This window comes from Thermophilibacter sp. ET337, from assembly GCF_024733715.1.
Classification (GTDB): Bacteria; Actinomycetota; Coriobacteriia; order Coriobacteriales; family Atopobiaceae; genus Thermophilibacter.
On sequence record NZ_JANRHO010000011.1, the window covers coordinates 11,711 to 37,560 of the forward strand.

Annotated in this window: 21 protein-coding genes and 1 tRNA gene; 16 read left to right on the forward strand and 6 right to left on the reverse strand. The window is 70.7% G+C overall.

All coding sequences use genetic code 11. From position 1 onward, the window contains the following. Nucleotides 1-203: 203 nt before the first annotated feature. The 6 genes from aroC to NW198_RS08735 all read right to left on the reverse strand — a co-directional run bounded on the left by aroC (nucleotide 204) and on the right by NW198_RS08735 (nucleotide 5,864). Entirely contained in the window at nucleotides 204-1,319 is a 1,116-nt protein-coding gene (gene aroC / locus NW198_RS08710; RefSeq protein WP_258340812.1) for a chorismate synthase, read from the reverse strand. Beyond that, nucleotides 1,319-2,635: a 3-phosphoshikimate 1-carboxyvinyltransferase gene (gene aroA / locus NW198_RS08715; RefSeq protein ID WP_258340813.1), complete on the reverse strand. Its 1,317-nt coding sequence runs from the start codon at nucleotides 2,633-2,635 to the stop codon at nucleotides 1,319-1,321. The genes aroC and aroA overlap by 1 nt, the downstream gene beginning before the upstream one ends. After that, on the reverse strand, nucleotides 2,632-3,750 hold the full coding sequence (gene aroB, locus NW198_RS08720; RefSeq protein WP_258340814.1) for a 3-dehydroquinate synthase: 1,119 nt from the start codon (nucleotides 3,748-3,750) through the stop codon (nucleotides 2,632-2,634). Before aroB ends, aroA begins: the two co-directional genes overlap by 4 nt. Next, the gene (locus NW198_RS08725; protein ID WP_258340815.1) at nucleotides 3,747-4,631 is read right to left on the reverse strand and encodes a prephenate dehydrogenase; all 885 of its coding nucleotides are present in this window, start codon (nucleotides 4,629-4,631) and stop codon (nucleotides 3,747-3,749) included. The genes aroB and NW198_RS08725 overlap by 4 nt, the downstream gene beginning before the upstream one ends. Next, nucleotides 4,632-5,657 carry a 3-deoxy-7-phosphoheptulonate synthase gene (gene aroF / locus NW198_RS08730; protein ID WP_258340816.1) on the reverse strand — a complete coding sequence of 342 codons (1,026 nt, stop codon included), beginning with the start codon at nucleotides 5,655-5,657 and terminating at the stop codon, nucleotides 4,632-4,634. Nucleotides 5,658-5,787: 130 nt separating this feature from the next. After that, nucleotides 5,788-5,864, reverse strand: a tRNA-Arg gene (locus tag NW198_RS08735). Nucleotides 5,865-6,006: 142 nt separating this feature from the next. Between NW198_RS08735 and NW198_RS08740 the strand changes: the two genes are divergently transcribed. The 16 genes from NW198_RS08740 (at nucleotide 6,007) to obgE (ending at nucleotide 25,849) form a co-directional block, all read left to right on the forward strand. After that, nucleotides 6,007-8,403 carry an HAD-IC family P-type ATPase gene (locus tag NW198_RS08740; RefSeq protein ID WP_258340817.1) on the forward strand — a complete coding sequence of 799 codons (2,397 nt, stop codon included), beginning with the start codon at nucleotides 6,007-6,009 and terminating at the stop codon, nucleotides 8,401-8,403. Next, nucleotides 8,387-11,074, forward strand: coding sequence for an aconitate hydratase AcnA (gene acnA / locus NW198_RS08745; protein ID WP_258340818.1), 2,688 nt, complete (start codon nucleotides 8,387-8,389; stop codon nucleotides 11,072-11,074). Before NW198_RS08740 ends, acnA begins: the two co-directional genes overlap by 17 nt. Further along, nucleotides 11,071-12,048 (forward strand): zinc ribbon domain-containing protein, encoded by a 978-nt coding sequence (locus tag NW198_RS08750; RefSeq protein WP_258340819.1) that lies wholly within the window; start codon nucleotides 11,071-11,073, stop codon nucleotides 12,046-12,048. The genes acnA and NW198_RS08750 overlap by 4 nt, the downstream gene beginning before the upstream one ends. Before the next feature lie 102 nt (nucleotides 12,049-12,150). Beyond that, a complete protein-coding gene (locus NW198_RS08755) occupies nucleotides 12,151-12,699 on the forward strand; it encodes a peptidylprolyl isomerase (protein WP_258340820.1) in 549 nt (182 codons plus the stop codon). A gap of 31 nt (nucleotides 12,700-12,730) precedes the next feature. Continuing rightward, complete coding sequence (locus NW198_RS08760; protein WP_087315147.1) at nucleotides 12,731-14,035, forward strand: tetratricopeptide repeat protein; 1,305 nt, start codon at nucleotides 12,731-12,733, stop codon at nucleotides 14,033-14,035. Between the two features lie 8 nt (nucleotides 14,036-14,043). Next, nucleotides 14,044-15,084 (forward strand): rod shape-determining protein, encoded by a 1,041-nt coding sequence (locus NW198_RS08765; RefSeq protein ID WP_087315145.1) that lies wholly within the window; start codon nucleotides 14,044-14,046, stop codon nucleotides 15,082-15,084. A 5-nt stretch (nucleotides 15,085-15,089) separates the two neighbouring features. After that, nucleotides 15,090-16,079, forward strand: coding sequence for a rod shape-determining protein MreC (gene mreC, locus NW198_RS08770; protein WP_258340821.1), 990 nt, complete (start codon nucleotides 15,090-15,092; stop codon nucleotides 16,077-16,079). Nucleotides 16,080-16,091: 12 nt separating this feature from the next. Then, a complete protein-coding gene (mreD, locus tag NW198_RS08775; RefSeq protein WP_087315141.1) occupies nucleotides 16,092-16,667 on the forward strand; it encodes a rod shape-determining protein MreD in 576 nt (191 codons plus the stop codon). 9 nt (nucleotides 16,668-16,676) lie between these two features. Next, on the forward strand, nucleotides 16,677-18,722 hold the full coding sequence (mrdA, locus tag NW198_RS08780) for a penicillin-binding protein 2 (RefSeq protein WP_258340822.1): 2,046 nt from the start codon (nucleotides 16,677-16,679) through the stop codon (nucleotides 18,720-18,722). Nucleotides 18,723-18,734: 12 nt separating this feature from the next. Beyond that, complete coding sequence (locus tag NW198_RS08785) at nucleotides 18,735-19,949, forward strand: FtsW/RodA/SpoVE family cell cycle protein (RefSeq protein WP_258340823.1); 1,215 nt, start codon at nucleotides 18,735-18,737, stop codon at nucleotides 19,947-19,949. A gap of 30 nt (nucleotides 19,950-19,979) precedes the next feature. Continuing rightward, nucleotides 19,980-20,909, forward strand: a complete 930-nt coding sequence (locus tag NW198_RS08790) for a hypothetical protein (protein ID WP_258340824.1) — start codon at nucleotides 19,980-19,982, stop codon at nucleotides 20,907-20,909. Next, nucleotides 20,906-22,783: a TIGR03960 family B12-binding radical SAM protein gene (locus tag NW198_RS08795; protein WP_258340825.1), complete on the forward strand. Its 1,878-nt coding sequence runs from the start codon at nucleotides 20,906-20,908 to the stop codon at nucleotides 22,781-22,783. Before NW198_RS08790 ends, NW198_RS08795 begins: the two co-directional genes overlap by 4 nt. Continuing rightward, nucleotides 22,780-23,553 (forward strand): TIGR03936 family radical SAM-associated protein, encoded by a 774-nt coding sequence (locus NW198_RS08800; protein WP_258340826.1) that lies wholly within the window; start codon nucleotides 22,780-22,782, stop codon nucleotides 23,551-23,553. Before NW198_RS08795 ends, NW198_RS08800 begins: the two co-directional genes overlap by 4 nt. Before the next feature lie 149 nt (nucleotides 23,554-23,702). After that, nucleotides 23,703-24,011, forward strand: coding sequence for a 50S ribosomal protein L21 (rplU, locus tag NW198_RS08805; RefSeq protein ID WP_087315129.1), 309 nt, complete (start codon nucleotides 23,703-23,705; stop codon nucleotides 24,009-24,011). A gap of 36 nt (nucleotides 24,012-24,047) precedes the next feature. Beyond that, on the forward strand, nucleotides 24,048-24,296 hold the full coding sequence (gene rpmA / locus NW198_RS08810; protein WP_087315127.1) for a 50S ribosomal protein L27: 249 nt from the start codon (nucleotides 24,048-24,050) through the stop codon (nucleotides 24,294-24,296). 155 nt (nucleotides 24,297-24,451) lie between these two features. Then, complete coding sequence (gene obgE, locus NW198_RS08815; RefSeq protein ID WP_258340827.1) at nucleotides 24,452-25,849, forward strand: GTPase ObgE; 1,398 nt, start codon at nucleotides 24,452-24,454, stop codon at nucleotides 25,847-25,849. Nucleotide 25,850 lies beyond the last annotated feature (1 nt).

The following is a 25,850-nucleotide window of genomic DNA, read 5'->3' on the forward strand; positions in this document are numbered from 1 at the left end:
AAGAACGCTCGGCAAGAACTCGCGGCGGACCTCACGACCCGCGCGCTCCCGTCGCCATTTCTCACCTGAATGGGAGATGGCGTGCACGTCGGTGGCCGAGGGGCGTGAAGGTCCGCCGCGAGTTCCGCAGCGTGCGTCCTCTGCGCGCGAGGACTGTCTGAGCGCCGGACCTTCTCGCCCCTCAGCCACCGACCCTGGTTACCTCACTGCGCCGGCCAGGCGAGGAGGGCGTCGGCGAGGGAGAGGGCGCAGACGGCCTCGACGACGGGGACCGCGCGGATCACGGCCGTGGTGTCGTGGCGGCCGTGGACCTTGAGGCGGGCGGGCTCCATGCGGTCGAGGTCGACGGAGTCCTGCTCCACCATGACGCTCGATATGGGCTTGACCGCGCAGCGGACGAGGACCGGCGCCCCCGTCGTGATGCCGCCGAGGATGCCGCCGGCGTTGTTGGTCACGGGGACGCAGGCTCCGTCACGGACCTCGTAGGGGTCGTTGTTCTCGGTGCCGCGCAGGCGGGCGACCTCGAAGCCGCGGCCGAACTCGACGCCCTTGACCGCGGGCACGCCAAACAGGGCGCGCGCCATGACGTTCTCGATGCCGTCGAACATCGGAGAGCCCGCGCCCGCGGGCAGGCCGCAGGCGACGCACTCGACGATGCCGCCGACGGTGTCCTTCTGGGCACGCGCCGCCATGACCGCCTCGACCATGCGCTCTCCGGCCGCCTCGTCGATGACGGGCACGCGGCGGCCGTCGGCGAGGGCGGCCATCTGGGCGGAGAGCCGCTCGGCCGCCTCGGGAGAGTTGTCGAGGGCGCAGAGCGGCTCGTCGGGGATGCCGGCGAGCTCGGCCACGTGCGCGCGCACGGTGACGCCGCGCGTGCGCAGCCACTGCAGGGCGACGCCGCCCGCGACGCAGAGCGGGCCAGTGAGCCGGCCGGAGAAGTGGCCGCCGCCGGGGACGTCCTGGGCGCCGTGCCACTTGGCCCAGGCGGTGAAGTCGGCGTGGCCCGGGCGGGGCACGCCGGTGAGGTTGTCGTAATCGGCCGAGCGCGTGTTGGTGTTCTCGATGATCGCGGCGAGCGGGGCGCCGCAGGTCTCGCCGCGGACGTTGAGCCCCGAGACGATGCGCGGCTCGTCGGGCTCCCTGCGCGGCGTCGACCAGGGGTCGTTGCCCGGGGCGCGGCGGGCGACGAAGGCGCGCAGCTCGTCGAGGTCGAGCGAAAGTCCCGCGGGCAGCCCCTCGACGACGCAGCCGACGGCGGGGGAGTGGGACTGGCCGAAGACGCTCACCCTGAGGGCGCTTCCAAACGACGAGGGCATCAGGGCTCCTCTCTGACGACGCCGCCGAGCGCGGCGAGGTCCTCGAAGAATGCGGGGTAGGACTTGGAGACGCACTCTGCGCCGAGGATCTTCACGGGGGCCTCGCAGCGGGCGGCGAGCACGGCGGCCATCATCGCGATGCGGTGGTCGCCCGCGGCGTCGACCGTGCCGCCGGCCAGCGAGCGGGACCCGTCGATGACGAGGTCGTCGCCCTCCACGCGGGCGGAGCCCCCGAGGGCGCATATGGCGGCCGAGACGGTGGCGAGGCGGTCCGACTCCTTGAGGCGCAGGCGTGCGGCGCCGGTTATCCTGGTCGTCCCCTCGGCGAGCGAGGCGACGGCGGCGAGCGGCGGGACGAGGTCGGGGCAGCTCTCGACCGAGAGCGTGGTGCCGCGGGAGGCGTCGCGCACACACGCGGCCCCGCCCGGCCTCCTGAGGACGCGGGCGCCGAGGAGGGCGAGCGCGGCGAGCACCTGTCGGTCGCCCTGCGTGCTCGCGAGGTCGAGCCCGGACACGGAGACGCCCTCGGGGCTGAGCGCGCCCGCCGCGAGCCAGAAGGCCGCGCCGGACCAGTCGCCGCCCACGGCGACCGTCCCCGGGGACCTGAGGCATCCGGGCGCGACGACGAACGAGACGGCCGGCGCCCCGTCCTCGGTCCGGGCGGGTGCCTCCGAGACCGAGACGCCAAAGCGCGAGAGCGCGGCGATCGTGAGGTCGATGTAGGGTCGCGACTCGACCGGCTCGCTGACGAGCACCTCGACGGGGCCGCCGAGCAGCGGGGCGGCCATGAGCAGGCCGCTCACGTACTGAGAGGACACGTTGCCGGGCAGGGCGTAGCGGCCGGCCTCGAGCCGACCCGAGACCTCGAGCGGCGAGCGCCCCTGGGGCCCGAGGACCGCGCCGTGCGCGACGAGCTCCTCGTAGAGCGGGGAGAGCGGGCGCTCGGGCAGCCGCCCGAGCATCTCGAACCGCCCGCCGCAGCCAAGGGCGCAGACGACGGGAAGCAGAAAGCGCAGCGTCGAGCCGGACTCGCCGCACGCGAGGACGGCGCCCGGCCGAGGCTCGGGCACGTTGTCGCTCGCCGAGGTTCCGGGGACGGGGCGCACGCGAAAGCCGCGCCGCGTGCGCGCCACGCGGGCCCCGAGCGCCTCGAGGCAGGCGATGGTCGCGTCGATGTCGTCCGAGGAGGTGGTGCAGTCCACGTCGGTCGTCCCGGGGGCGAAGGCGGCACAGATGAGCAGGCGATGGGCCTCGGACTTCGAGGAGGGGGCGGCGATCTCCCCGGAGAGCGCACCGGGCTCTAAGATCACGTTCACGAGGGCCTCCCCACGAGGTCGCGCTCGATAAGCGAGCGAAGGTCGGCGAGCGGGACGCGCCTCACGACGGCCGACCCCAGGGCCTCCGGCACGACGAGGTTGACGGCGTCGTCGTGGCGCTTCTTGTCATGGGCGACGAACCCCATCAGCTCGTCGGCGCCGAGCTCGGTGCCGGTGGGCAGGCCCTGCGCCCGCACCGCCGCCTCGATGCGCGCGGCGGTCTCCGCGGAGCACCAGCCCGCTCGGGCGCACGCGCGGGCGACGATGCACAGGCCGGCGGCGACGCACGAGCCGTGCCCGAGCGAAAAGTCGCTCGCGGCCTCGATTGCGTGGCCGATCGTGTGACCGAGGTTGAGGGTCTGCCTGAGCCCGGACTCGCGCTCGTCGGCGTTCACGACGTCGCGCTTGATCTCGACGTTTCTCGCGACGACGCCGACCAGGCGCGCGTCGTCGAGGGTCCCGTCGGCGACCGGCTCGCGCGTGAGCTCCTCGAGCATGGCCGGGTCGGCGAGCACGGCGTGCTTGACGACCTCGCCGACGGAGTCGCTGAGCTGCTCGCGCGGGACCGTGCGCAGGCAGCGGACGTCCGCCACGACGGCGGCGGGCTGCCAGAAGGCCCCGACGAGGTTCTTGCCCGCGGCCAGGTCGACGGCGGTCTTGCCGCCGACGGAGGAGTCCACCATGGCGAGCAGCGACGTGGGCACCTGGACGACGGGGCAGCCGCGCAGGTAGAGCGCGGCGGCGAGGCCGCCCATGTCGCCGGTGACGCCGCCGCCGAGCGCCACCACGACGTCGTCGCGCGTGAGCTCGCGCTCGGCGAGGCCCTCGAGCAGGGTCCCGAGCGTCTCAAGCGTCTTATGCTCCTCGCCCGCGGGAAAGACCAGGCGATCGGCCACGTGATAGCCGGCCGAGGCGAGCGACGCCTCGACGCCCTCCGCATAGAGGGGCCCGACGTTGGTCTCGGTGATGACGCAGCAGCGCCCGCCGCCCGCGGCCGCGCGCGCCACGGCGCCCACCCGCCCGAGGATGCCGGCGCCCACGTGCACGTCGTAGGCGCCCGAGGCGGCGCTCACGCGCACGACGCGCGTCGCGACCTCACGGTCCTTCTCGCTCATCTGGCCTCGACCTCCCTCTTGATGCGGTCCCCCTCGGCGAGCAGGGCCTCGAGCCGGTCGGCGTCGGCGGCGTCGATCGCGTCCTTGTAGGCCTGGAGGCTCTCGATGACGCAGCCGAGCTCGGCGCTCAGGTTGTCGGCGTTGTCCAGGAAGAGCTCGGTCCACATGGGGGCGTTCAGCCGCGCCACGCGGGTGAGGTCCTTGTAGGACCCGGCCGAGAAGCCCTTGTGGCTGCGGGCCGTGGGGCTCTTGACGTAGGCGTTGGAGACCACGTGCGCGAGCTGGGAGGTGTAGGCGATGACGCGGTCGTGCTCGGCGGCCGTGGCGAGCGTGAAGCTGCCAAAGCCGCAGGGGGCGAGCAGCTCCTTGAGGCGCTCGAGGACGCTCGCGCGCGCGAGGTCGTCCATCTTGGGCGGCACCACGACCATCGGGGCGCCCTTGAACATCGTGGCGCGCGCGTGGGCGAAGCCCGAGAACTGCGTGCCCGCCATCGGGTGGCAGCCCACGAAGGTGAAGGGAAGGCCCGCGCAGAGCGCCTCGCAGCGCTCGCAGATGACGCGCTTGACGCCCACGGTGTCGATGACGATGGCGCCGGGGGATACGAGCGGCGCGTAGCGCTCGAGCCACTCGATCGTGGAGGCGGGGTATCCGGCGAGGACGATGAGCTCGCAGGTGGGGATCGTGGACTCGTCGAGCTCGCCGGTGACGGTCTCGATCATGGCGAGCTCGAGCGTCGAGCGCGTGCGGTTCCAAGCGAAGACCTCGGCGCCCGCCGCGGCGAAAGCCTTCGCGAACGAGCCGCCCATGAGGCCGAGGCTCACGACGCCGCAGCGTCCGGGGACGAAGGTCGACTCGGGGGCCGCGTCCTTCTCGTCTGCCATCTACGCCTCCTCGATCGGTGCCGTGACGGCGTCGCGGATGAGGGCGATGCGGCGCATGGCGTCGCCGAACTGCTCGGGCGTGAGGGCCTGGGCGCCGTCGGACCAGGCCTGCGACGGGCAGTCGTGGACCTCGATCTCGAGCGCGTCCGTGCCGGCGGCGGTGGCGGCGTAGGCGGCTGCGCGCACGTAGCGGGTGTAGCCGGTGGAGTGGCTCGGGTCGGCGACGACCGGCAGGTGCGTGAGGTGGCGCAGGACCGGCAGCGCGTTCACGTCGAAGGTGTTTCTCGTGCGGGTCTCGAAGGTGCGGATCCCGCGCTCGCACAGCATCACGTTGGCGTTGCCCTCGCTCATCACGTACTCGGCGCTCATGACGAGCTCGTCGATGGTCTGGGACATGCCGCGCTTGAGCAGCACCGGGGTCTGCGTGCGGCCGAGCTCGCGCAGCAGCGGGAAGTTCTGCGCGTTTCTCGCGCCGACCTGCATTACGTCGACGCCGCGGCTCACGAACAGCTCCACGTCGCGCGGGTCCATGACCTCGGTCACGACCGGCATGTCGAGCTCGCCGCCGGCCTCCATGAGCAGGTCGAGGCCCTTCTCGCCCATGCCCTGGTATGAGTAGGGGGAGGTGCGGGGCTTGAAGGCGCCGCCGCGCAGCATCGTGGCGCCGGCGGCCTTGACCGCGCGGGCGATCCCGATGAGGTTCTCGCCCTCCACCGAGCAGGGCCCGGCGATGACCTGGAAGTTGCCCCCGCCCACGAGGACGCCGTGACCGCAGTCGACGACCGTGTCCTCGGGGTGGAACTTGCGGTTGGCGAGCTTGAAGGGCTCGGAGACGCGCTGGACGCGCTCGACGAGGTCCATGCTCTCGAGGATGAAGGGGTCGATCCGCGTGGTGTCGCCGATGATGCCGACGAGCGTCTTGTTGTCTCCCTGGGAGACGTTGGTCCTGAAGCCCCGGTCCTCGATCCACTTGACGAAGTGGTCGAGCTGCTCGGTGGTGGCTGAGCTCTTGACTACCGCTATCATGCTGGCCTCCCGTGAGGTCCGTCGGTGCGAAAAAGGTCGCGTGATGATACCACGGGCGTGTGACCGGACGGTTACGCCCGCTCATGAATAAGGCCCGGCCGCCATGGGGCGGGCCGGGCCGGACGTGCGATGGTGCGCCCAGGGGGATTCGAACCCACGACCTTCTGCTCCGGAGGCAGACGCTCTCATCCACTGAGCTATGGGCGCGCGCACGGGACAGTATAGCAAAACGCGCGCGACGGCTGCGGCGGGCCCGCAGGGCGCTTCTCTCTTTTTCGTAAGGTTTGAATACGGGTCGCGCCCCCGTGGCACAATGACCAACGTATGACTCACCGCCGGGAGGGGAGCGATGACGCAAGACGAGAAGGACGCGGGGACGCGCGGGCTCACGGACGCGGAGGTCGCCGAGCGCGTCGCCGCGGGCCTCACCAACGCCAACACCGACGTCAAGACCAAGTCCGTGGGCCAGATCCTGGCCGAGCACGCCCTCACCCTCTTCAACGGCGTGAACCTCGCGCTCGCGCTCCTGGTGCTGCTCACGGGCCAGTACCGCAACATGCTCTTCATGTGCGTGGTGGGCGCCAACCTCGTGATCGGCGTGACGCAGGAGATCCGCGCCAAGCGCATGGTGGACAAGCTCACGATCCTCACGCAGAAGGAGGTCACGGTCATCCGCGCCTCGGGGGAGCGCACGCTTCCGCCCTCCGAGCTCGTCGTCGACGACCTCATGCGGCTCGCCCACGGAGACCAGGTCCCCGCCGACGCCGTCATCGTCTCCGGCAACGTCTCCATGAACGAGAGCCTGCTCACCGGCGAGGCGAAGCCCGTCTCCAAGGGCCCGGGCGACGAGCTGCTCTCGGGGAGCTTCGTCGACGCGGGCAGCCTCGTCGCGCGCGTGAGGTGCGTGGGCGCGGAGGGCTACGCGGCGCGCATCAACGCCGAGGCCAAGTACGTCAAGGCCGTCCGCTCCGAGATCCAGACCACCCTCAAGGCGATCATCCGCCTGGGCACGGTCGTCCTCGTGCCGCTCGGGCTGGGGCTGTTCCTGCGAAGCCTCCTCATGGACGGAGGCACGCTCGACGACGCGATCCTCACCTCCGTCGCCGCGGTCATCGGCATGATCCCACAGGGCCTCGTCCTGCTCACCTCGTCAGTGCTCGCGATCGCGACCTTCCGTCTGGGCAGACGCATGGTGCTCGTGCAGCAGGCCTACTGCGTCGAGACGCTCGCGCGCGTGGACACGCTGTGCCTCGACAAGACCGGCACCATCACCTCCGGCGAGATGGAGGTCTCCTCCGTCGCCGCCGCGCCCGGTTTCTCGCCGGGCGACGTCGAGGCCGCCATGGCCGCCATCGCGGCCGCCAACGCGCAGGACGCCAACGAGACCGCGCTCGCGCTGCTGCGCCACGCCCGCGACGTCGGTGTGACGCCCGGGGAGACGGCCCGCGCGGTGCCCTTCGACTCGGCCCGCAAGTACTCCGGCTGCGTCACCGCGGACGGGCGGGCCCTCGTGATGGGCGCGGCCGCCTTCGTCCTGGGCCGCGATCGCGCCCGGGAGGCCGACGCCCTCGCCGTCGCCTTCGACGCCACGGAGCGCGTGCTGGTGGTGGGCCAGGCCGCGGGGTTTGACGAGGAGAACGCCCTTCTCGGCGACGTCCGCCTGATCGGGTGCGTGGCCATCCGAGACGAGATCCGCGCGACCGCCCCCGACACCATGCGCTTCTTCCTCGAGCAGGGCGTCGAGCTGCGCGTCATCTCCGGCGACGACCCCCGCACCGTGTCGGCCATCGCCGCGCGTGCCGGCGTCCCGCTCGCCGAGCGCTACGTCGACGCCGCGACCCTCGACACGCCCGAGAAGCTCGACGCCGCCGTCGACGAGGCGCGCGTCTTCGGGCGCGTCACGCCGCAGCAGAAGCGCGAGCTCGTCCGCGCCCTGCATCGTCGCGGCCGCACGGTGGCCATGACCGGCGACGGCGTGAACGACGTGCTCGCCCTGCGCGAGGCCGACTGCTCGGTCGCGATGGCGTCGGGGTCGGCCGCGGCGCGCAACGTCTCGGAGATCGTGCTCGCGGACAACGACTTCTCCCACATGCCCGAGGTCGTGGCCGAGGGCCGGCGCTCCATCAACAACCTCCAGCGCTCCGCCTCGCTCTTCCTCGTCAAGACCGTCTTCACGGCGGTGCTCGCGCTCGTGTGCATCGTCATGCCGCCGTACCCCTTCATCCCGATCCAGATGTCGCTGCTCTCCACGGCGATCATCGGGATCCCGTCGTTTGTGCTCGCGCTCGAGCCCAACCACGACCTCGTCCGCGGGAGCTTCCTCGCCAACGTGCTCGCCCGGTCGCTGCCCGCCTCCGCCGCGATCGTCGCGGCGCTTCTCGCGGAGCTGATCGTCGGCCGGGCGCTCGGCCACTCCTTCGACGAGATCTCCACGGTCTGCACCGCGCTCGTCGCCTTCGTGGGCATCGCGCTCATCTGGAGGATCTCGCAGCCCCTGACGCCCCTTCGAGCCGCGCTGCTCGTCGTCGTCATCGGCATTGTTGCGCTTGGGTGTACGGTCTTTGGTTCTTTCTTCGAGATCGTGTCCTTTGACGCTAGCATGGGTGTCGTGATCGTCGCGGCGGGCCTTCTCGCGGTCGCGGCGTTCAACCTGCTCTATCGGCGCTCGCTCGCCACCTATGAGAACAGCGAGCGCTTCTCCCGTCTCGTGCGACTAGTGGAGGGAAAGCATGACCGTGACCGCTGACTTCCGGAGCGCCGTCGCCCACGCGCGCCGCCCCGTCACCCTCGAGGCAAACGGCGTGAGCCGCCTCGCGACCGTCGTCTCCGGCATCCCCGGCGCCGAGCGCCTGCCCCGCGCCCTCGTGACGCTGCTCGAGAACGTCGTGCGCCGCGCGGCGACCGACGACGACGCCGTGCGCATGGCGTCCGCCGTCGTCGAGGCGGGCCTCGCGGGCCGCGCGGGCGACGAGATCGAGTTCATGCCCGCGCGCGTGCTCTTCCAGGACTTCACGGGCGTTCCCGTGTTCGTCGACTTCGCCGCGATGCGCGACGCGATGGTCGAGCGCGGCGGCGACCCCATGCTCGTGAACCCCCAGATCCCCTGCACCCTCGTCGTCGACCACTCGGTCATCGCCGACGAGGCGGAGACCCCCTGCGCGGTCGAGAAGAACCAGCAGATCGAGGCCGCGCGCAACCGCGAGCGCTTCGCCTTCCTCAAGTGGGCGAGCCGCTCCTTCCAAAACGTCGAGATCGTGCCTCCCGGCGGCGGCATCTGCCACCAGCTCAACATCGAGCGCTTCTGCGACGTCGTGACCACCGACGCGCTCTGTGCGGAAGGCGCCCATGCCTGCTTCGACACGCTCGTCGGGACCGACTCGCACACCACGACGGCCAACGGCGTGGGCGTGCTCGGCTGGGGCGTGGGCGGCATCGAGGCCGAGGCCGCCGCGCTCGGTCAGCCCATCTCGATGCTCGTGCCCCCCGTCGTCGAGCTGCGCCTCTCCGGCGCGCTCCGCGCGGGCGTCTCGGGCATGGACCTCGCCCTGACCGTGGCGCAGCTCCTGCGCCGCGAGGGCGTCGTCGGGACCATCGTCGAGGTGACGGGTGCGGGCGTCGCGGGCCTCAGCGCCACGCAGCGCGCCTGCGTCGCCAACATGACGCCCGAGTACGGCGCGACGGCGACCCTCTTCCCCGTTGACGACGAGACGCTCGGCTACCTCGCGCTCGCGGGCCGCGACGGCGGCGAGCTCGCCTTCGCCCGCGCCTACCTCGAGGCCCAGGGCGTCTTTGGCGCGACCGAGGGCCGCGCCTACGCGCGCACGCTCGAGCTCGACCTCGGCTCCGTCGAGCCCTCGCTCGCCGGCCCCTCGCGGCCGCACGACCGCGTGCCCGTCTCCGGCCTCAAGGAGCGGTTCGAGTCCAGCGCCCGCGAGGCCGGGCGCAACCTCGCGCAGGCCGTCGAGGTCGAGGGTGTCGGCGCGCTGCGCCACGGCGCCATAGCCATCGCCGCGATCACGAGCTGCACCACCGCCACGGACCCCGCCATGATGGTCGCCGCCGGCCTCGTCGCCCGCCACGCGGTCGAGCGCGGACTCGCTCCGCGCCCCTGGGTCAAGAAGGTCCTCGCCCCGGGCAGCCACGCCACTCAGCTTCTGCTCGAGCGCTGCGGCCTCGCCGAGCCGCTCCGCCAGCTCGGCTTCTTCACGTGCGGCTTCGGCTGCATGAGCTGCATCGGCAACTCCGGCGAGATCAAGTCCTGCCTCAAGCCGCACGCCAGCGAGCTCGAGCTGACGAGCGTCCTCTCCGGAAACCGCAACTTCGAGGGGCGCATCTCGCCCGACGTCAGCCAGAACTACCTCTGCCAGCCCGCGCTCGTCGTCGCGTACTCGCTCGTCGGCACCATGGACGTCGACCTCACGACCGAGCCCGTCGGCCTGGCCGCCGACGGCACGCCCGTCATGCTCGCCGACATCATGCCCGACGACGCCGAGATCGAGGCGCTTCTCGCCGCCCACTGCGACGCGAGCCTGTTTACCGAGGGCTCCGAGGGCCTGCTCGAGGGCTCCAAGACCTGGCAGGCCATCGAGTCCTCGAGCTCCTCGACCTTTGCCTGGGACCCTGACTCCACCTACGTGCGCCGCGCGCCCTACTTCGAGATCGCCCGCCCGAGCGCGACCTTTGGCGTCTCCGGCGCCCGTGCGCTCGCCCTGCTCGGCGACTTCGTGACGACCGACCACATCTCTCCGGCAGGCTCGATCGCCGCAAGCTCCCCGGCGGCGCGCTACCTCGAGGAGCGCGGCGTGGCCCGCGAAGACTTCAACACCTACGGCGCGCGCCGCGGCAACCACGAGGTCATGGCGCGCGGCACCTTCGCCAACGTGAAGCTGAGAAACGCGCTCGCCGGCGGCCGCGTCGGCGGGTGGACCAAGAACCTCCTGACCGGCGAGGTCGAGCCCATCTTCGACGCCGCCGAGGCCTATCGCGCTGCGGGCGTGCCGCTCGTGGTTGTGGCCGGCAAGCTCTACGGCTCGGGCTCCAGCCGCGACTGGGCGGGCAAGGGCCCGCTGCTGCTGGGGGTCCGCGCGGTCATCGCCGAGAGCTTCGAGCGCATCCACCGCTCGAACCTCGTTCAGATGGGCGTGCTGCCGCTGCAGTTCGCGGAGGGCGAGAGCGCCGAGACCCTCGGCCTCACGGGCGAGGAGACCTTCGACGTCGAGCCCATCGACCTCTCGGGCGGGCTTCCTACCCCCCGCCGGGCCCGCGTCACCGCCACGCGCGCCGACGGCACCGAGGTCCGCTTCACGTGCGTCGTCCGCGTCGACACCCCGATGGAGGGGAGCTTCCTCGCGCAGGGGGGCATCCTCCCGTACGTCCTCGAGAGCCTCGTCGGGCGCTCGGGCGAGGGTCGCGCATGATCTGCCCCTCCTGCGGTCGCCGCGTGCCCGACGAAGCCATCACCTGCCCCTCGTGCCACGCCTCGCTCGACGTGACGCGCAAGCTCTCCCTCACGGGGGCGACCTGGTGCCCCGCCTGCGGGGCGCTCGTCGCGCCCGGGGTGAGCGAGTGCCCCAAGTGCGGGACCACGGTCCGCGAGCAGCGCCCCGAGCGCAGGCGTCGCGAGATCGACCTCCCGGACATCGGCAACACCGGCATGATGGACGCGCTCGGGGCGCCGGGGGAGACCGGGGCCATGACCCGCATCGAGAGCGCCATTCCCCCCGAGGACGACGCCGCGCTCGGGACGAGGAGGGTCGACCGGCTCCCGCGCACCCGGGCCATCGTCCTCGCCGCCCTTCTCGCCGTGGTCGTCGTGGGCGGCGCGGCCCTCCTGATCACGCACCCCTGGAACCCGGAGGCCACGCGCATCTCGGCGACGACGCCGGCCGACACCTCCATGCAGGGCTTCCCCGGCTTTCTCGAGAGCCTGACGGGACAGGACAGCGCGGGCGGCGGCGAGGTCACCTCTGCCGCCGAGCTGCTCTCCCAGGAGCACGAGCGGCTCGGCGAGCTCGCCGAGAGCGTGGGGGAGAGCGAGGAGCTCCTCAAGTCCGACGGCGTCTCCGCGGAGTCGACCGACGAGCAGCGCGCCGAGTGGCTCGACGAGGCCGAGGAGGTCTCGATCGAGGTCTCGAACCTCATCTCCGAGGTGAGCTCGCTTGATGACGGCACCAACACGGAGGCGGTCGACTCCCTCGTGACCCTCGGGAGCTGGCTGAGAAACCGCTGCGACATCCTGACGTCGGCGTGGGAGCTCGCGGCCGCCTCTGACGACATCGAGTCCGACGCCGCCACGATCGTCTCCGAGCTGAGCTCGTCGCGCGACTACGCCCGTCGTTTCGAGCAGCAATACGACCTCTGGACGCCCGAGGGGTCACAACCTCAGGATTAGGGCCTCCTTCTCTGCCGAATATGTGAAACGGAACGCTTCCTGCTAAAATCATTGAGTTGTAGGAAGCCGACCTTTGCGTCGGAACGTTAGTTTGGAGGGCACATGGGCTTCATCGCGGACCCGCTCTACACCCCGTCCTATCAGGTCGTGGGCGACGAGGTCGCCGTGTTCGACACCGCCAAGGGGACCATCAGGGTCCAACTTGACGGCGCGGGAGCCCCCGTGCACGTGGCCAACTTCTGCGAGCTGGCCTCCTCCGGCTTCTATGACGGGCTGAAGTTTCACCGCTACGTCCCGGGTTTCGTGATCCAGGGCGGCTGCCCCAACACGCGCGACATGACCCCCGCCGAGGTCGCCGCCGGCCGCGTGGGGCCCACCGGCCGCCCGGGCACGGGAGGCCCCGGCTACCGGATCCGTCAGGAGTTCACCACCAACCCCAACAACGCTCACGTTGATCGCGCGCTCGCGATGGCGCGCTTTGCCGACCCCGACTCCGCCGGGTCGCAGTTCTACTTCTGCCTCGGCCCGCAGCACGGTCTCGACTCCGGCTACACGGTCTTTGGCACCACCCTCGAGGGCGCCGACGTCATCGGCGAGCTCCGTGCGGGGGACGTCATCAACTCGGTCAGGATAGAGCACTCCGGCAACTAGCCGCACATCCGCGGACTCTTGGAGGAGCACAGTGAACCAGCAGGCTTTTGACGCGGGCAAGCTCGCATACCAGAACTCCGATTGGCTCGGCGCCGTCACGCAGCTCTCCGACGCCCTCGCCCCCGGCGAGGTCTCGGGCGAGGTCGACCACCTGCGCGGCAACGCATACATGAAGCTCGGCCAGTTCGACGCCGCCGCCCGTGCCTACGAGGGCGCGCTCGCCGACGCCGCCTACGGAAAGCGCGGAGCCCTGCAGTGCAACCGCGGCCGCGCCCTGCTCGCCGCCGGCAAGCCCCAGGACGCCGCCCAGGCGCTCTCCGACGCCGCCGGCGACCCCGACTACTCCACCCCCTACAAGGCCTACATGGCGCTCGGCTCAGCCTACGAGCAGCTCGGCGACATCAGGCGCGCCGGCATGGCGTATCGCAGCGCCGCCATCGACGAGTCCAACCCGGCCCCGTCGGTCGCCCTCTCGAACCTCGGGAGCTGCTTCATGAGGCTCGGCCGCGCCGTCGACGCCGTCGAGGCCTACCGCACGGCCCTCGACTTCACGACCCCGCTCGAGAGCCAGAACAGGATCTGGTGCGACCTGGGCCTCGCCTACGTCGCCGCCAACCGCATGGGCGAGGCCGTCGACGCCTTCGCGCACGCCACCGCGGACGGGACCTACGTCCTTTCCCCCGAGGCCCAGGCCTCCTACGACGCCGCCCGCAAGGCCATGGCGACCCTCGCCGAGCGTCGCCCCTCCGAGACCGACGCGCTGCTCGCCGCGGCCGGCTACGGCGGCTACGACCCGCTCGACCCCACCGGCGAGTCCGGCGAGCTCATGCCCTCGCCCGAGGACACGGGCTTTTTCTCCGTCACCGAGGCCGACCTCATGGAGGCGGACAAGCAGGAGCGCAAGGTGCGCCGCAAGCACCGCCACACCGGCCTCAAGGTCTTCATCGCCATCCTCGTGGTGCTCATCCTCGTCGTCGGCGCCGGCGTCTTCGCCTACGTCCGCGGCTACGGCTGGCCCACGCAGGAGACCGTCGCCGAGCGCCTCTTCGACGCCAAGGGCGACGGCGTCGACCTCTCCGAGTACCTCGTCGAGGGCACCTCTGACGCCGTCATCCAGGAGATCTCCGACGTCCTGCCGACCGACGCCACCATCCAGGTCAACGCCTGCGACCGCTCGATGAGCGAGTCCACCGTCTACCTCACCGCCAAGCTCTCCGCCGGCGGGGAGGTGGACTACACCATCACCATGCGTCGTGACGGCATCGGCTGGAAGGTCGTTGACGTCACGCCCGAGTACCGCTCGCAGGACCTGGCCGATACCACCACTCAGAACTAGGGTGTCCCATGTCACTTTTTGACTCACTGTTCGGGGAGTATGGCGGCGACCTCGCCATCGACCTCGGCACCGCCAACACGCTCGTCGCCGTGCGCGGTCAGGGCATCGTCATCAACGAGCCCTCCGTCGTCGCCATCGACAAGAGCGAGAGCCGCGTCCTGGCCGTAGGCGCCGACGCCAAGCGCATGATCGGCCGCACGCCCGGCTCGATCATCGCCGAGCGCCCGCTCAAGGACGGCGTCATCGCCGACTTCGACGTGACCGAGGTGATGCTGCGCTACTTCATCGAGAAGGCTCGCGGCAACCACTACCCCTGGTCCCCGCGCCCGCGCGTCGTCGTGTGCGTCCCCTCGGGCGTTACCTCCGTCGAGAAGCGCGCGGTCTTCGAGGCCACGATCTCGGCCGGCGCCCGCCAGGCCTACCTCATCGAGGAGCCGATGGCCGCGGCCATCGGCGCCGACCTGCCCATCGAGGACCCGACGGGCTCGATGGTCGTCGACATCGGCGGCGGCACCACCGAGGTCGCCGTCATCTCGATGGGCGGCATCGTCGTCTCCCAGTCCATCAGGACCGCCGGCGACGAGTTCGACCAGACCATCCTCCAGCACGTCCGTGACGCCTACAACCTCTCCATCGGCGAGAGGACGGCCGAGGACATCAAGATCAAGGTCGGCTCCGCGGCGCCGCTCGCCGAGGAGCTCGACGTCGAGGTCAACGGCCGCGACGTCATGAGCGGCCTGCCCAAGTCCGTGCGCATCGAGAGCGAGGAGATCCGCCGCGCCCTCGACCGCCCGCTCGACGAGGTGACCAAGGCCGTCAAGGACGCGCTCGACGTGACGCCCCCCGACCTCGCCTCCGACCTCATGTACTACGGCATCCTCCTCACCGGTGGCGGTGGCCTGCTCCGCGGCCTCGACCAGCGCCTGCGCGAGGAGACCGGCGTCCCGGTCAACGTGAGCCCCACCGCGCTGGAAAACGTCGTCAACGGCTGCGCCAAGGTCCTCGAGGCCAACGCGCTCTCCGGCGGCTTCGTCCAGACGGCGAACTAGCGAGCATGCCGCTCACCCCTTCGCGCCGACAGCCGAGGTCGGCACTCTCAACAAGCAGGCAGTCGAGCGGCGGCCGCGCCCTCGTCGCCTGCGTCATCATCTCGATCGCCCTGTTCACCGCGAGCAGCAGGATGGGCGACGAGGGCCCGCTCGGCGCCGTGCGCGGGGCCTTCCAGACGGTCACCTCGCCGGTCCGATACCTCGGGGCCACGGTCGCGGCGCCGTTTCGCGGCATCGGCAACGTCGTGACCAACCTCACCGCCGACCAGCAGACCCTCTCGGAGCTGCGCGCGGAAAACGACGAGCTGCGCGCCAGAAACGTCGAGCTCGAGGAGGCGGCGCAGACCGCCGAGCGCCTCCAGGGACTGCTCGACCTGCAGGACGCCAACGACCTCCAGTCCACGGCCGCCCGCATCATCTCGGGGGCCTCCGACTCGTGGAGCACCACGGTCACCATCGACAAGGGCACCTCGTCGGGGGTCACCGCGGGCATGCCCGTCACCGCGTCGAGCGGCGTGGTGGGGCAGGTTATCGACAGCGGCGCCACCACCTCCACCGTGCGCATGCTGACCGACGAGAACTCCTCCATATCGGCGATGATTCAGTCGAGCCGGGTCCAGGGCATGCTGACGGGATCTGTCACCGGCCAGCTCAACCTCACGCTCATCGGCACCGAGCAGGAGGTCAACGTCGGTGACGTCGTGGTCACGAGCGGGCTGGGCGGCGTGTTTCCCAAGGGCCTGCCGCTCGGCGAGGTCACGAGCGTCGAGAGCGCGCCGGGGGCGCTTTTCCTCGACATCGTCGTGGAGCCCTTCTCGCACGCCGAGAACTACGAGGAGGTGCTCGTCATCACCTCGCTCACCGAGGAGCAGCGCGCGACCGCCGAGGACATCGCCGCGGCCGACGCCCAGGACCAGCAGGGGCAAGACGACGGCTCCGCCGACGACGCGAGCGATACCGAAGAGACCGACCAGACCGACGGAACGAGCGAGTAGGGAGGGGAGAGCATGCAGGTCGCAGACAAGGGCAGGGACGTTCGCGGCACGGTCATTCTGGCCGCCGTCTGCCTCGTGCTCCAGCTTGCCGTCGCCCCAAACGTCGCCCTCGGCAACGGTCACGCCAACTTCGCCATGATCTTCTCCGCGTGCGTCGCGCTTCAGACGGGCGGCTCGCGCGGCGTCGTCGCGGGCTTTCTCGCCGGGCTGGTCTTTGACCTCTCCGCGACCTCTCCCGTCGGCCTCATGGCCTTCTGCCTCACGGTCTCGTCGTTTGTGCTCGGCATCGAGCAGCGCAACCGCATGGCCGGCGACCTCGCCTCATCCATGGCCCACTTCTGCGCCTCGGCGCTTGCCGTCTCGCTCGTCTACCACCTCGCCATGCTGCTCGTGGGCCAGGGCGGGTCGCTGATCGACGTCATCGTCTTCCGCACCCTGCCCACCGCCTTCCTCACCATCGTCTTCTTCGTCCCCTTCGCCTACTACTACTCGCGCGTCCGCGCGACGGGGGCGGGGATCGGCGGCCCGGGCACGCTCACGCGCGGCAGCGGCCACGGCGGCACGCACTTCACCAGGCGCGGCCTCTAGGGTGGCGCCATGGACCTCTCCCTGATCATCGTCATCGTCTGCGCGCTGCTCGCCGTCGCGCTCATCGTGGTCTTCATCGTCTTCGGCCGCTCCGAGGGCGCCTTCACGCTCGATATCGGCGGAGCCTCGCCGCGCGCCTCGGGCGGCTCCGACTCCTCGTCCGAGAAGACCCTCTCCTCGCGCCTCATCGGCTTCGCCGCCGCGGTGGGGGGCATCTTCTCGCTTCTGGTCGCGCGCCTCTGGACGATGCAGCTCGTCTCGAGCGAGGAGTACGCCGAGCAGGCCGAGTCAAACCGCACGAGCACGATCTACACCCAGGCCCCGCGCGGGCGCATCCTCGACCGCAACGGCGACGAGATCGTGACCAACCGCAGCAGCCTCACCGTCACCGCCCAGGCCGACGTCCTTGACGACGAGGTCGAGGTCACGCTGCTCGCCAACCTCATCGGCATGCCCCCTCAGGCCGTCCGCAGGAAGCTCCAGGACACCACGCAGGGCTACCAGAGCCTGAGGACCGTCTCGGTCGACGTCTCGCGCCGCGTCGTGGCCTACATCGGGGAGCACCCCGAGGTGTTCCCGGGCGTCTCCGTCGAGACCCGCGCCCAGCGCTCCTACCCGCACGGCTCGCTCGCGGCCCACGTGGTCGGCTACACCGGCACCGTGACCCAGGAGCAGCTCGAGGAGAGCGAGAACGCCGAGGACGGGCAGATCACCTACCGCTCCGGCGACATCGTCGGTCAGACGGGCGTGGAGAAGCGCTATGAGAGCGTGCTGCAGGGCGTGCGCGGCGAGCAGGTCGTCTACGTCGACGCCCACGGCAACGTGACCGGCCAGCAGTCCTCCGGCTTCGAGCCCCAGAGCGGCTCGGACCTCGAGCTCACGCTCGACATCAAGGTCCAGCGCGCCGCCGAGGAGTCGCTCGTGAAGGTCATCCAGCAGCAGCGCGACCTCGGCAAGGTGGCCGCCGGCGCCTCGGTGGTCGCGCTCGACTGCACCAACGGCGAGGTCATCGCCATGGCGAGCTACCCCACGTTCACGCCGAGCTCGTTCGTCGGCGGCATCTCCACGGCCGACTGGGACGCCCTCCAGGCCGAGGACGCCAACTTCCCCATGCTCAATCGCGCCATCTCGGGACAGTACCCCTCAGGCTCGATCATCAAGCCGCTCACCACGATGGCGGCGCTCGACTACGGCATCGCCACCGCCTCCGACTCCTGGTACTGCAGCGGCTGGTGGAGCTGGTCGGGGGACCAGAACGACCGTAACGGCATGGGCTGCTGGAGCACGCACTACGACGTGGACCTCGTGAGCGGCATCACCTATTCCTGCGACGTCGTGTTCTACGAGATCGGAAAGGGGTTCTACAACCAGAACTCCGAGGGCATGCAGGAGACCTTCCGCCGCTACGGGCTCGGCTCCGCCACCGGGATCGACCTTCCCGGCGAGGAGGTGGGACGCGTCCCCGACGCCGCCTGGAAGCGCGAGTACTACAAGAGCATGGGCTATTCCGAGGAGGACGCCGTCTGGCAGGGCGGCGAGAACTGCAACCTCGCCATCGGCCAGGGCGACCTGCTCGTGACCTGCATCCAGATGGCCTGCGCCTACTGCAGCCTCGCCAACAAGGGCCCCGTCTGGCGCCCACACGTGATGCGCGGTGTGCGCTCCCGCATGGGCGACGGCTACGTCTCCGAGTACCGCTGCGAGCAGATCCGCGACGTCGAGGAGGACGAGGCCTACCGCGACATTGTCGCACGGGGCATGTGGGGCGTCGTCTACGAGGAGGACCCCACCCAGACGCAGCACTGGACCAACCTCGACGTCACCGTCCGCGGAAAGACCGGAACCGGCGAGCAGATCAGCCTGGACCGCGCCATCGGCTGGTTCGGCGCGTACGGGCCGGCAGGGGAGGGTGAGACCCCGCGCTACGTCGTCGTTGCGAACATGGACGGCGTCGTCTCCGGCGGCTCCTCGTCGCTGCTCGTGGTCCGCGACGTCTTTGGAGCCATCTACGACCAGCCCGACACCGCAACGGGCGTCTCGACATCCGTCGACTAGGGAGGAGCAGGCTTGGCACGTGAGATGACCGGCCCCGGCACCGCCCAGGGGCCACTCGCAGGCATCGCGCAGCGCGTCACCGGGACATCCTCCGGGGGCTCGCACGTCGGAAAGAAGGGTCCGCTCGAGGGCGTCTACCTCACGCAGCTCATCCCGACCCTGCTCATCCTCATCCTGAGCGTCATCACGATGTGGTCCTGCGCCCTCGCGCTCGACGCGGTCAGCTTCACGAGCCACCTCGCCGGCATCGTGATCGGCATCGCCGCGGGCGTCGTGGTGTGGCGCTACGACTATCGCAACCTCGCGAACCTCACCACGGCGCTGTTCGTGCTGGCCTGCGTCCTTCTCGCCCTGCCGCTCATCCCGGGCATCGGCGTCGAGGGCGGCCTGGGAGGACTTGGCTGGGCGCGCATCGGGCCGTTCCGCTTCCAGCCCTCCGAGCCCGCCAAGCTCGTCGTGATCGCGCTCATGGCGTCGGCCTGCGGCCAGTACAACGGCAAGATCGAGACCTTCAGGGACTATGCCCGCCTGTGCGCGACGCTGCTCGTGCCGCTGCTCATCATCCTGGTCACCGACCTCGGCACCGGCCTCATGATCTTTTTCACCGGGGCCACGATCATCATCTGCAGCGGCGCGCCCCGCTCCTGGATCTTGGCGACCATAGCCTTGATCGTGGGCGTCGCGGCCCTCGTGATCATCACCTCGCAGATCGAGGGGCTCCCGCACATCCTCCAGGAGTACCAGCTCAACCGACTCACGGTCTTTCTCGACCCCGAGGGCACGGCCTCCGAGGACGGCTACAACCTCCAGCAGGCCATGATCGCCATCGGCTCGGGCGGCCTGCTCGGCAAGGGCTTCGGGAACGCCTCCCAGGCGCTCTCGGGGTTTCTGCCCGCCGCCCAGACCGACTTCATCTTTGCCACCTTTGCCGAGCAGTTTGGCTTTCTCGGGTCCGTCGTCCTGCTCGCGCTGTTTGCGTGGATGATCATCGCCACGATCCTGCTCGCGATGAAGGTCGAGTCGACCTTCTCGAAGCTCGTGCTGGTGGGATGCGCTGCCCTCTGGACCTTCCAGGTGCTCGAGAGCGTGGGCATGTGCATCGGCATCATGCCCATCACCGGCATCCCGCTCCCGTTCATGACCTACGGCTCCTCCTCGATGGTCACCCAGCTCGCGGCCGTCGGCGTGGTACAGTCCGTGTGGCATCATCGTCAGAAGGTCGCTTAGCGCGGCGCTCGCCGCGAGGAGGAGGCCGCCATGGCTTCGAGAAACGTATCCGCCGGGCGCATCCTCGAGGTGCTCGCCTCGGGAAGAAGCGCCCTGCGCGGCAGGGACGAGCGGGTCGTCGTCCGCGTCCACGTTGACCCGGACTGCCCGCGCGAGGTCGCCCTCGCCGTCAAGGGCGCGCTCGTCCCCGAGCGCCCCGGCGTCGTCGTCGAGGTGCTCGGGCTCCGCCAGCAGGCGCCCGCCGGGGAGCTCCCCGACGTCGCCGTCGTGCTCGTGGGTCCCGCGAGCTGCGCCGCGCTGGTCGAGTCCTACGCCCGCGCGGGAGTCTCCGTCTGCCTGGTCGTCGAGGGGGCCCTCGACGCGCCCCGGCTCGATCTGCCGGAGCAGGCCGAGCGGCTCGTCGGCGTCGTGGCCTGCGCCGACGCCGGGGACGTCCCGGACCGGCTCGCCGCCTGGCTCGCCTCGTCCAGCGACAAGACGCTCGCCCTCGCGGCGGGCCTGCCCTTCTGCCGCGCGGCCGTCGCCCAGGCGCTCATCTCCCGCTGCGCGACCGAGAACGCCGTCGTCGGCGCCGTGAGCCTCATCCCCGGTTCCGACTTTCCAATCATGACCGCCAACCAGGCGAAGCTAGCCCTCGACCTCGCCGCCGCCTACGGGCGCGATCTCGACCCCGCCCGCGCGCTCGAGCTCTGCGGCGTCGTGGCGGGCGGGCTCGGCTGGCGCGCGATCGCCCGCGCGGCGGCGGGCGCGGTCCCGGGCGTCGGCGCGCTGCTCAAGGCGGGCATTGGCTACGGGGGCACCATCGCCACCGGAAACGCGCTGCGCCTGCGCTTTGAGCTCGAGGACCGTCCCGCGCCCGACCGCGCGGCCTCGCCGGCGCCCGAGCGCCGCCCGGCAGCCGGCCTCGGCGCCCCGGCACCCGCCGACGACTACGTCACCATCGGCGGGGGGCGCGCATGAGGGCGAGACGCGAGAGCCTCTTCCACCTGCTCGAGCCGCTGCTCGCCCACGTGGAGCACCCCGCCCGCTACCTCGATCACGAGTGGGGCTCCGTCCAGGAGCAGGACGGTCCCTTCCACCTCTGCATGGTCTATGCCGACGTCTACGAGGTCGGCCAGCCCAACCTCGGCGTCGCCATCCTCTACAACCAGGTGAACGCCCAGAAGGGCATGAGCTGCGAGCGCTGCTACCTGCCGTGGAAGGACATGGCCGCCCTCATGCGCGAGAACGAAGTGCCGCTGCTCTCCCTCGAGTCGGCCTCGCCGCTCGCCTCCTTTGACGCCATCGGGTTCACGCTCGCCCACGAGCTGATCGCCACCAACGTCCTCGAGACCCTCGACCTCGCCGGCATCGCCCTCACCTCGGCCGAGCGCGACGAGGACGACCCCATCATCCTCGCAGGCGGCCCCTCGGCCTGGAACTGCGAGCCGCTCGCCCCGGTCTTCGACGCCGTCCTTCTCGGCGACGGTGAGGAGTCGATCGTCGAGGCCTGCGCCTGCATACGCGACGCCCGCGCCCGCGGGCTCACGCGCCTCGAGACCCTGCGACGGCTCGCGCGCGTCCCGGGCACCTACGTCCCCTCCCTCTACGACGTCGTGGTCGACGAGTCGACCACGCGCTGGGGTCGCGCCGTCCCGCGCGCGGGGGAGGACGTCCCCGAGGTCGTCCTCAAGCGCTGCGTGAACGACTTCGCGGCCACCCCGGCCGTGGCGCAGCGCATCGTCCCGTACATGGGCATCGTCCAGGACCGCCTCTCCGTCGAGGTCCTGCGCGGCTGCGCGCGGGGGTGCCGCTTCTGCCAGGCGGGCATGACCTACCGCCCCGTGCGCGAGCGCCCCGCCGACCAGGTCGTTCGCTGCAGCGTGGAGGGGCTTCTCGCCAGCGGTCACAACGAGATCTCGCTCACCTCGCTCTCCACGACCGACCACTCACAGTGCGCCCAGATCTTGAATCGCATGAACTCCGAGCTCGAGAGCAAGGGCATTCGCGTCTCCATACCCTCGCAGCGGCTCGACTCCTTTGGCGTCGAGATGGCGGCCGCCGTGGCGGGCGGCAAGCGCGGCGGCCTCACCTTTGCCCCCGAGGCCGGCAGCCAGCGGCTTCGCGACGTCATCAACAAGAACGTGACCGAGCAGGACCTCGAGGCCGCCGCGCGCAACGCCTTCGAGGCGGGGTGGCGCCGGATGAAGCTCTACTTCATGATGGGCCTTCCCACCGAGACCGACGAGGACGTCGTCGGCATCGCGCGCATGGCCGAGCACGTGCTCGAGATCGGCCGAGAGGTCGTGGGCCGCGGGCCAAAGAGCGGCGTCTCGGTCTCTATATCCGTCGCCGTGCTCGTGCCCAAGGCCTTCACCCCCTTCCAGTGGTGCGGCCAGCTCGACCCCGACGAGGTGCGCCGCCGCCAACAGCTCCTGCTCTCCGAGATCCGCGACCGCGCCATCCGCGTCTCCTACCACGATGCCAGCGTCTCGCTCGTCGAGGGGGCGCTCTCCAAGATGGGGCGCGCGGGCTTTTCGCTCGTGCGGCGCGCCTGGGAGCTCGGGTGCTCCTTCGACGCCTGGACGAGCGAGTTCAGGTTCGACCTCTGGGAGCGCGCCGCCGCCGAGTGCGGACTCGACCTCGCCGACGTCGCCTGCGAGCACTTCCCGCTCGCCGCGGCCCTGCCCTGGGACCACACCTCCCCGGGCGTCTCCAAGGGATATCTGCAGCGCGAGTGGCTCCGCGCGGCCGAGGGCGTCACGACCCCCGACTGCACGCGCGACACCTGCGCCGACTGCGGCGTCTGCCCGGCGCTTCGCGTCCACAACGTCATCCAGGGGGTGCGCTCATGAGCGGATCGCGGCCTCAGCCCACCGACGCCAGGCCCCAGGACCTGCCCGTCAAGGCGGAGCTCCCGCGCCTGCGCGTGGAGTACGTCAAGGACAGCCGGCTCGCGTTTCTCGGCCATCTGGACCTCATCGCCACCGTCGAGCGCTGCATCCGGCGCGCGGGCCTGCCCTTCTCGGTGGGAAACGGCTTCGCCCGCCGCGTGCGCATTCAGTTCACGAGCGCCCTTCCCGTGGGCGCGAGCTCCGCGTGCGAGTACTTTGACCTGCGTCTCACCGAGCGCGTGGACCCCAACGAGGCGCTCTGCGCCCTGCGCGGCGCCACGCCTTCCGCCCTCAGGCCCGTCCGCGCCGCCTACGTCCCCGGCCGGCTCCCCGCGCTCGAGGCGTGGCTCGACCGCTCGAGCTGGGAGCTTCTCGTCCCGGGCGCGGGCCTTGACGCAACGCAGATCGCGCGGGGCGTCGAGGCGGTGCGCGAGCGAGGGGAGCTCACGTATATGAGAGGGGAGAAGGCCAAGCGCGTCGACGTGGCCTCCACGCTCGTGGGGTTCGAGGCCCGCGACGTCGAGGGCGGCGTCGAGGTCTGCCTCGAGGCGCGCCTCGCCGGCTGCGCGCTGCGCCCCCAGGTCCTTCTCGACGCCGCGACCGACGCCCTGGGCCTGCCCCGCGCGTCAGCGCTGCGCGTGCGTCGCGTGCGCCAGGCGCACGAGGAAAATGGGCGTCTTGTGGAACCTTTTGGACCCTTTTGCGAGAAGGACGGGACACCATTATCCTGAGCAAGGTCGCATCACCTCGGCGCGGCCTGCGATCCGTCTTTTCCCTTGCGGAATCCGCAGGTCACGGCAACTATCCTGTTGACGAGCCAAGGCGCTGCTAGTAATATAAGCAACTGTTGCATTCACGCCAGCAATGAAGGGTTTCGCACATGTACGCAATCGTAGCAACTGGTGGCAAGCAGTATAAGGTTGCCAAGGGCGACGTCATCGACGTCGAGAAGCTCGACGCGCAGCCTGGCGACAAGGTCCAGCTCCCCGTCCTTCTCCTCAACGACGGCGACAAGACCATCGTTGGCTCTGCCCCGCTTCAGGACAAGACCGTCACCGCCGAGGTTCTCGAGCAGTTCAGGGGCGAGAAGGTCCTCGTCTTCAAGCTCAAGAAGCGCAAGCGCTATCACCGCGCCAACGGCCACCGTCAGAGCCTGACGAAGATCAAGGTCGTCGAGCTTCCCGCGTAGTTCCCCTCTCTCGGCATACAGAAGGCAGGTACCACCATGGCACACAAGAAGGGCCTCGGCTCGTCCCGAAACGGTCGTGACTCCAACGCCCAGCGTCTCGGCACCAAGCGTTACGGCGGCCAGACCGTCAAGGCCGGCGAGATTCTCGTCCGCCAGCGCGGCACGCACATCCACCCCGGCGACAACGTCGGCATCGGCAAGGACGACACCCTCTTCGCCCTCACCGCCGGCACCGTCGAGTTCACCAAGGGCGTCAAGCACCGCGTTCACGTCCGCGAGGCGTAACCGCTCGGTCTCGTCCCACAACTCGCACGACTCGGGCCCCGGTTTCGACCGGGGCTCATTTTGTGTCTTGACGCCGCTGTTACGCACGCCCGCGCGAGGTTGGACGGGCCCGCGCGGTTGCCGTACCATGGAAGCCCGAGATAAAGGAGACACGCGTGGAGAACACGTTCACCGACCTTTCCCACATCAACGTCCGCGGCGGCGACGGCGGCGCGGGGTGCATGTCGTTTCGGCGCGAGGCCTTCGTCCCCAAGGGCGGGCCTGACGGCGGCGACGGCGGCCGGGGCGGCAGCGTCATCGTCGAGGCAGACCCCCAGCTTTCGTCGCTCATCGACTATCGCTACAAGCATCACTTCCGCGCGGAGCGCGGCACGCACGGCCAGGGCGCGCGGCGTCACGGCAAGGACGGCGCCGACCTCGTGCTGCGCGTGCCGGTGGGCACGGTCATCCGCGAGCTCGACCCCGAGACCCAGACGCCCGCCTATGACATCGCCGACCTCACCCAGCCCGGGGAGCGCGTCGTGGTGGCGCCGGGAGGGGCGGGCGGCCGCGGAAACATCCACTTCGTGACCTCGGTGCGCCGCGCGCCGGCGTTTGCCGAGAAGGGCGAGCCCGCCCGGGAGCACTGGATCGAGCTCGAGATGAAGCTCATGGCGGACGCCGCGCTCGTGGGCATGCCGTCTGTGGGCAAGAGCTCGATCATCGCCCGCATCAGCGCCGCACGGCCCAAGATCGCCGACTACCCCTTCACGACGCTCGTGCCCAACCTCGGCGTCGCCCGCGCCGCGAGCGGTCAGTCGTTCGTCGCCGCCGACGTCCCGGGGCTGATCGAGGGCGCGAGCGAGGGCAGGGGCCTCGGGCACCAGTTCCTGCGCCACATCGAGCGCACGGCCCTCATCCTGCACGTCGTCGACGTGACGGGAGGCTACGAGGGCCGCGACGCCGTCGAGGACTACCGGACCATCAACGCCGAGCTCGCCGCCTACGCATCCGAGCTCGCCGAGCGCCCGCAGATCGTCGTCGCCAACAAGTGCGACCTGCCCGACACCGCCGACGCCGTCGAGCGCCTGCGCGCGGCCGCCGAGGCCGATGGGCACGAGTTCTTCGCCGTCTCGGCGGCGACGGGCCTGGGGCTCGACGCGCTCGTCTCGACCTGCGCGGCCGAGGTCGCGCGCCTGCGCGCCGAGGCGGTCGAGGCAGGGCCCGCCCTCGACCTCACCGAGCGCTGGGAGCGCGAGCGCGAGCGCCGCGACCGCAAGATCTCCGTGAGGCGCGAGGAGCGCCACGCCTGGCGCGTCACCGGCGCCCAGGTCGAGCGCATGGTCATCCAGACCGACTGGGACAACGACGAGGCCGTGGCCTACCTCCAGCACCGCTTTGACCGCTGCGGCCTCGACGACGCGCTCGCCAAGGCCGGCGCCGTCAACGGGGACGAGGTCCGCATCCTCGAGCTCGCCTTCACCTTCGAGGGCACAGACGACGCCCCCGACTTCGATGAGGTCGACGAGGTCGAGAAGGACGGCGTCATCCTCGACGAGGGAGGGGAGTCCTGAC

What these genes read in the sequence shown, in the direction of transcription:
- aroF (WP_258340816.1), bottom strand. Translation starts at nt 5,657, where the DNA reads ATGATAGCGGTAGTCAAGAGCTCAGCCACCACCGAGCAGCTCGACCAC.
- NW198_RS08790 (WP_258340824.1), top strand. Translation starts at nt 19,980, where the DNA reads ATGGCTTCGAGAAACGTATCCGCCGGGCGCATCCTCGAGGTGCTCGCC.
- rpmA (WP_087315127.1), top strand. Translation starts at nt 24,048, where the DNA reads ATGGCACACAAGAAGGGCCTCGGCTCGTCCCGAAACGGTCGTGACTCC.
- rplU (WP_087315129.1), top strand. Translation starts at nt 23,703, where the DNA reads ATGTACGCAATCGTAGCAACTGGTGGCAAGCAGTATAAGGTTGCCAAG.
- aroC (WP_258340812.1), bottom strand. Translation starts at nt 1,319, where the DNA reads ATGCCCTCGTCGTTTGGAAGCGCCCTCAGGGTGAGCGTCTTCGGCCAG.
- NW198_RS08765 (WP_087315145.1), top strand. Translation starts at nt 14,044, where the DNA reads ATGTCACTTTTTGACTCACTGTTCGGGGAGTATGGCGGCGACCTCGCC.
- aroB (WP_258340814.1), bottom strand. Translation starts at nt 3,750, where the DNA reads ATGAGCGAGAAGGACCGTGAGGTCGCGACGCGCGTCGTGCGCGTGAGC.
- NW198_RS08725 (WP_258340815.1), bottom strand. Translation starts at nt 4,631, where the DNA reads ATGGCAGACGAGAAGGACGCGGCCCCCGAGTCGACCTTCGTCCCCGGA.
- NW198_RS08795 (WP_258340825.1), top strand. Translation starts at nt 20,906, where the DNA reads ATGAGGGCGAGACGCGAGAGCCTCTTCCACCTGCTCGAGCCGCTGCTC.
- NW198_RS08800 (WP_258340826.1), top strand. Translation starts at nt 22,780, where the DNA reads ATGAGCGGATCGCGGCCTCAGCCCACCGACGCCAGGCCCCAGGACCTG.
- mreC (WP_258340821.1), top strand. Translation starts at nt 15,090, where the DNA reads ATGCCGCTCACCCCTTCGCGCCGACAGCCGAGGTCGGCACTCTCAACA.
- NW198_RS08750 (WP_258340819.1), top strand. Translation starts at nt 11,071, where the DNA reads ATGATCTGCCCCTCCTGCGGTCGCCGCGTGCCCGACGAAGCCATCACC.
- NW198_RS08740 (WP_258340817.1), top strand. Translation starts at nt 6,007, where the DNA reads ATGACGCAAGACGAGAAGGACGCGGGGACGCGCGGGCTCACGGACGCG.
- mrdA (WP_258340822.1), top strand. Translation starts at nt 16,677, where the DNA reads ATGGACCTCTCCCTGATCATCGTCATCGTCTGCGCGCTGCTCGCCGTC.
- mreD (WP_087315141.1), top strand. Translation starts at nt 16,092, where the DNA reads ATGCAGGTCGCAGACAAGGGCAGGGACGTTCGCGGCACGGTCATTCTG.
- acnA (WP_258340818.1), top strand. Translation starts at nt 8,387, where the DNA reads ATGACCGTGACCGCTGACTTCCGGAGCGCCGTCGCCCACGCGCGCCGC.
- NW198_RS08755 (WP_258340820.1), top strand. Translation starts at nt 12,151, where the DNA reads ATGGGCTTCATCGCGGACCCGCTCTACACCCCGTCCTATCAGGTCGTG.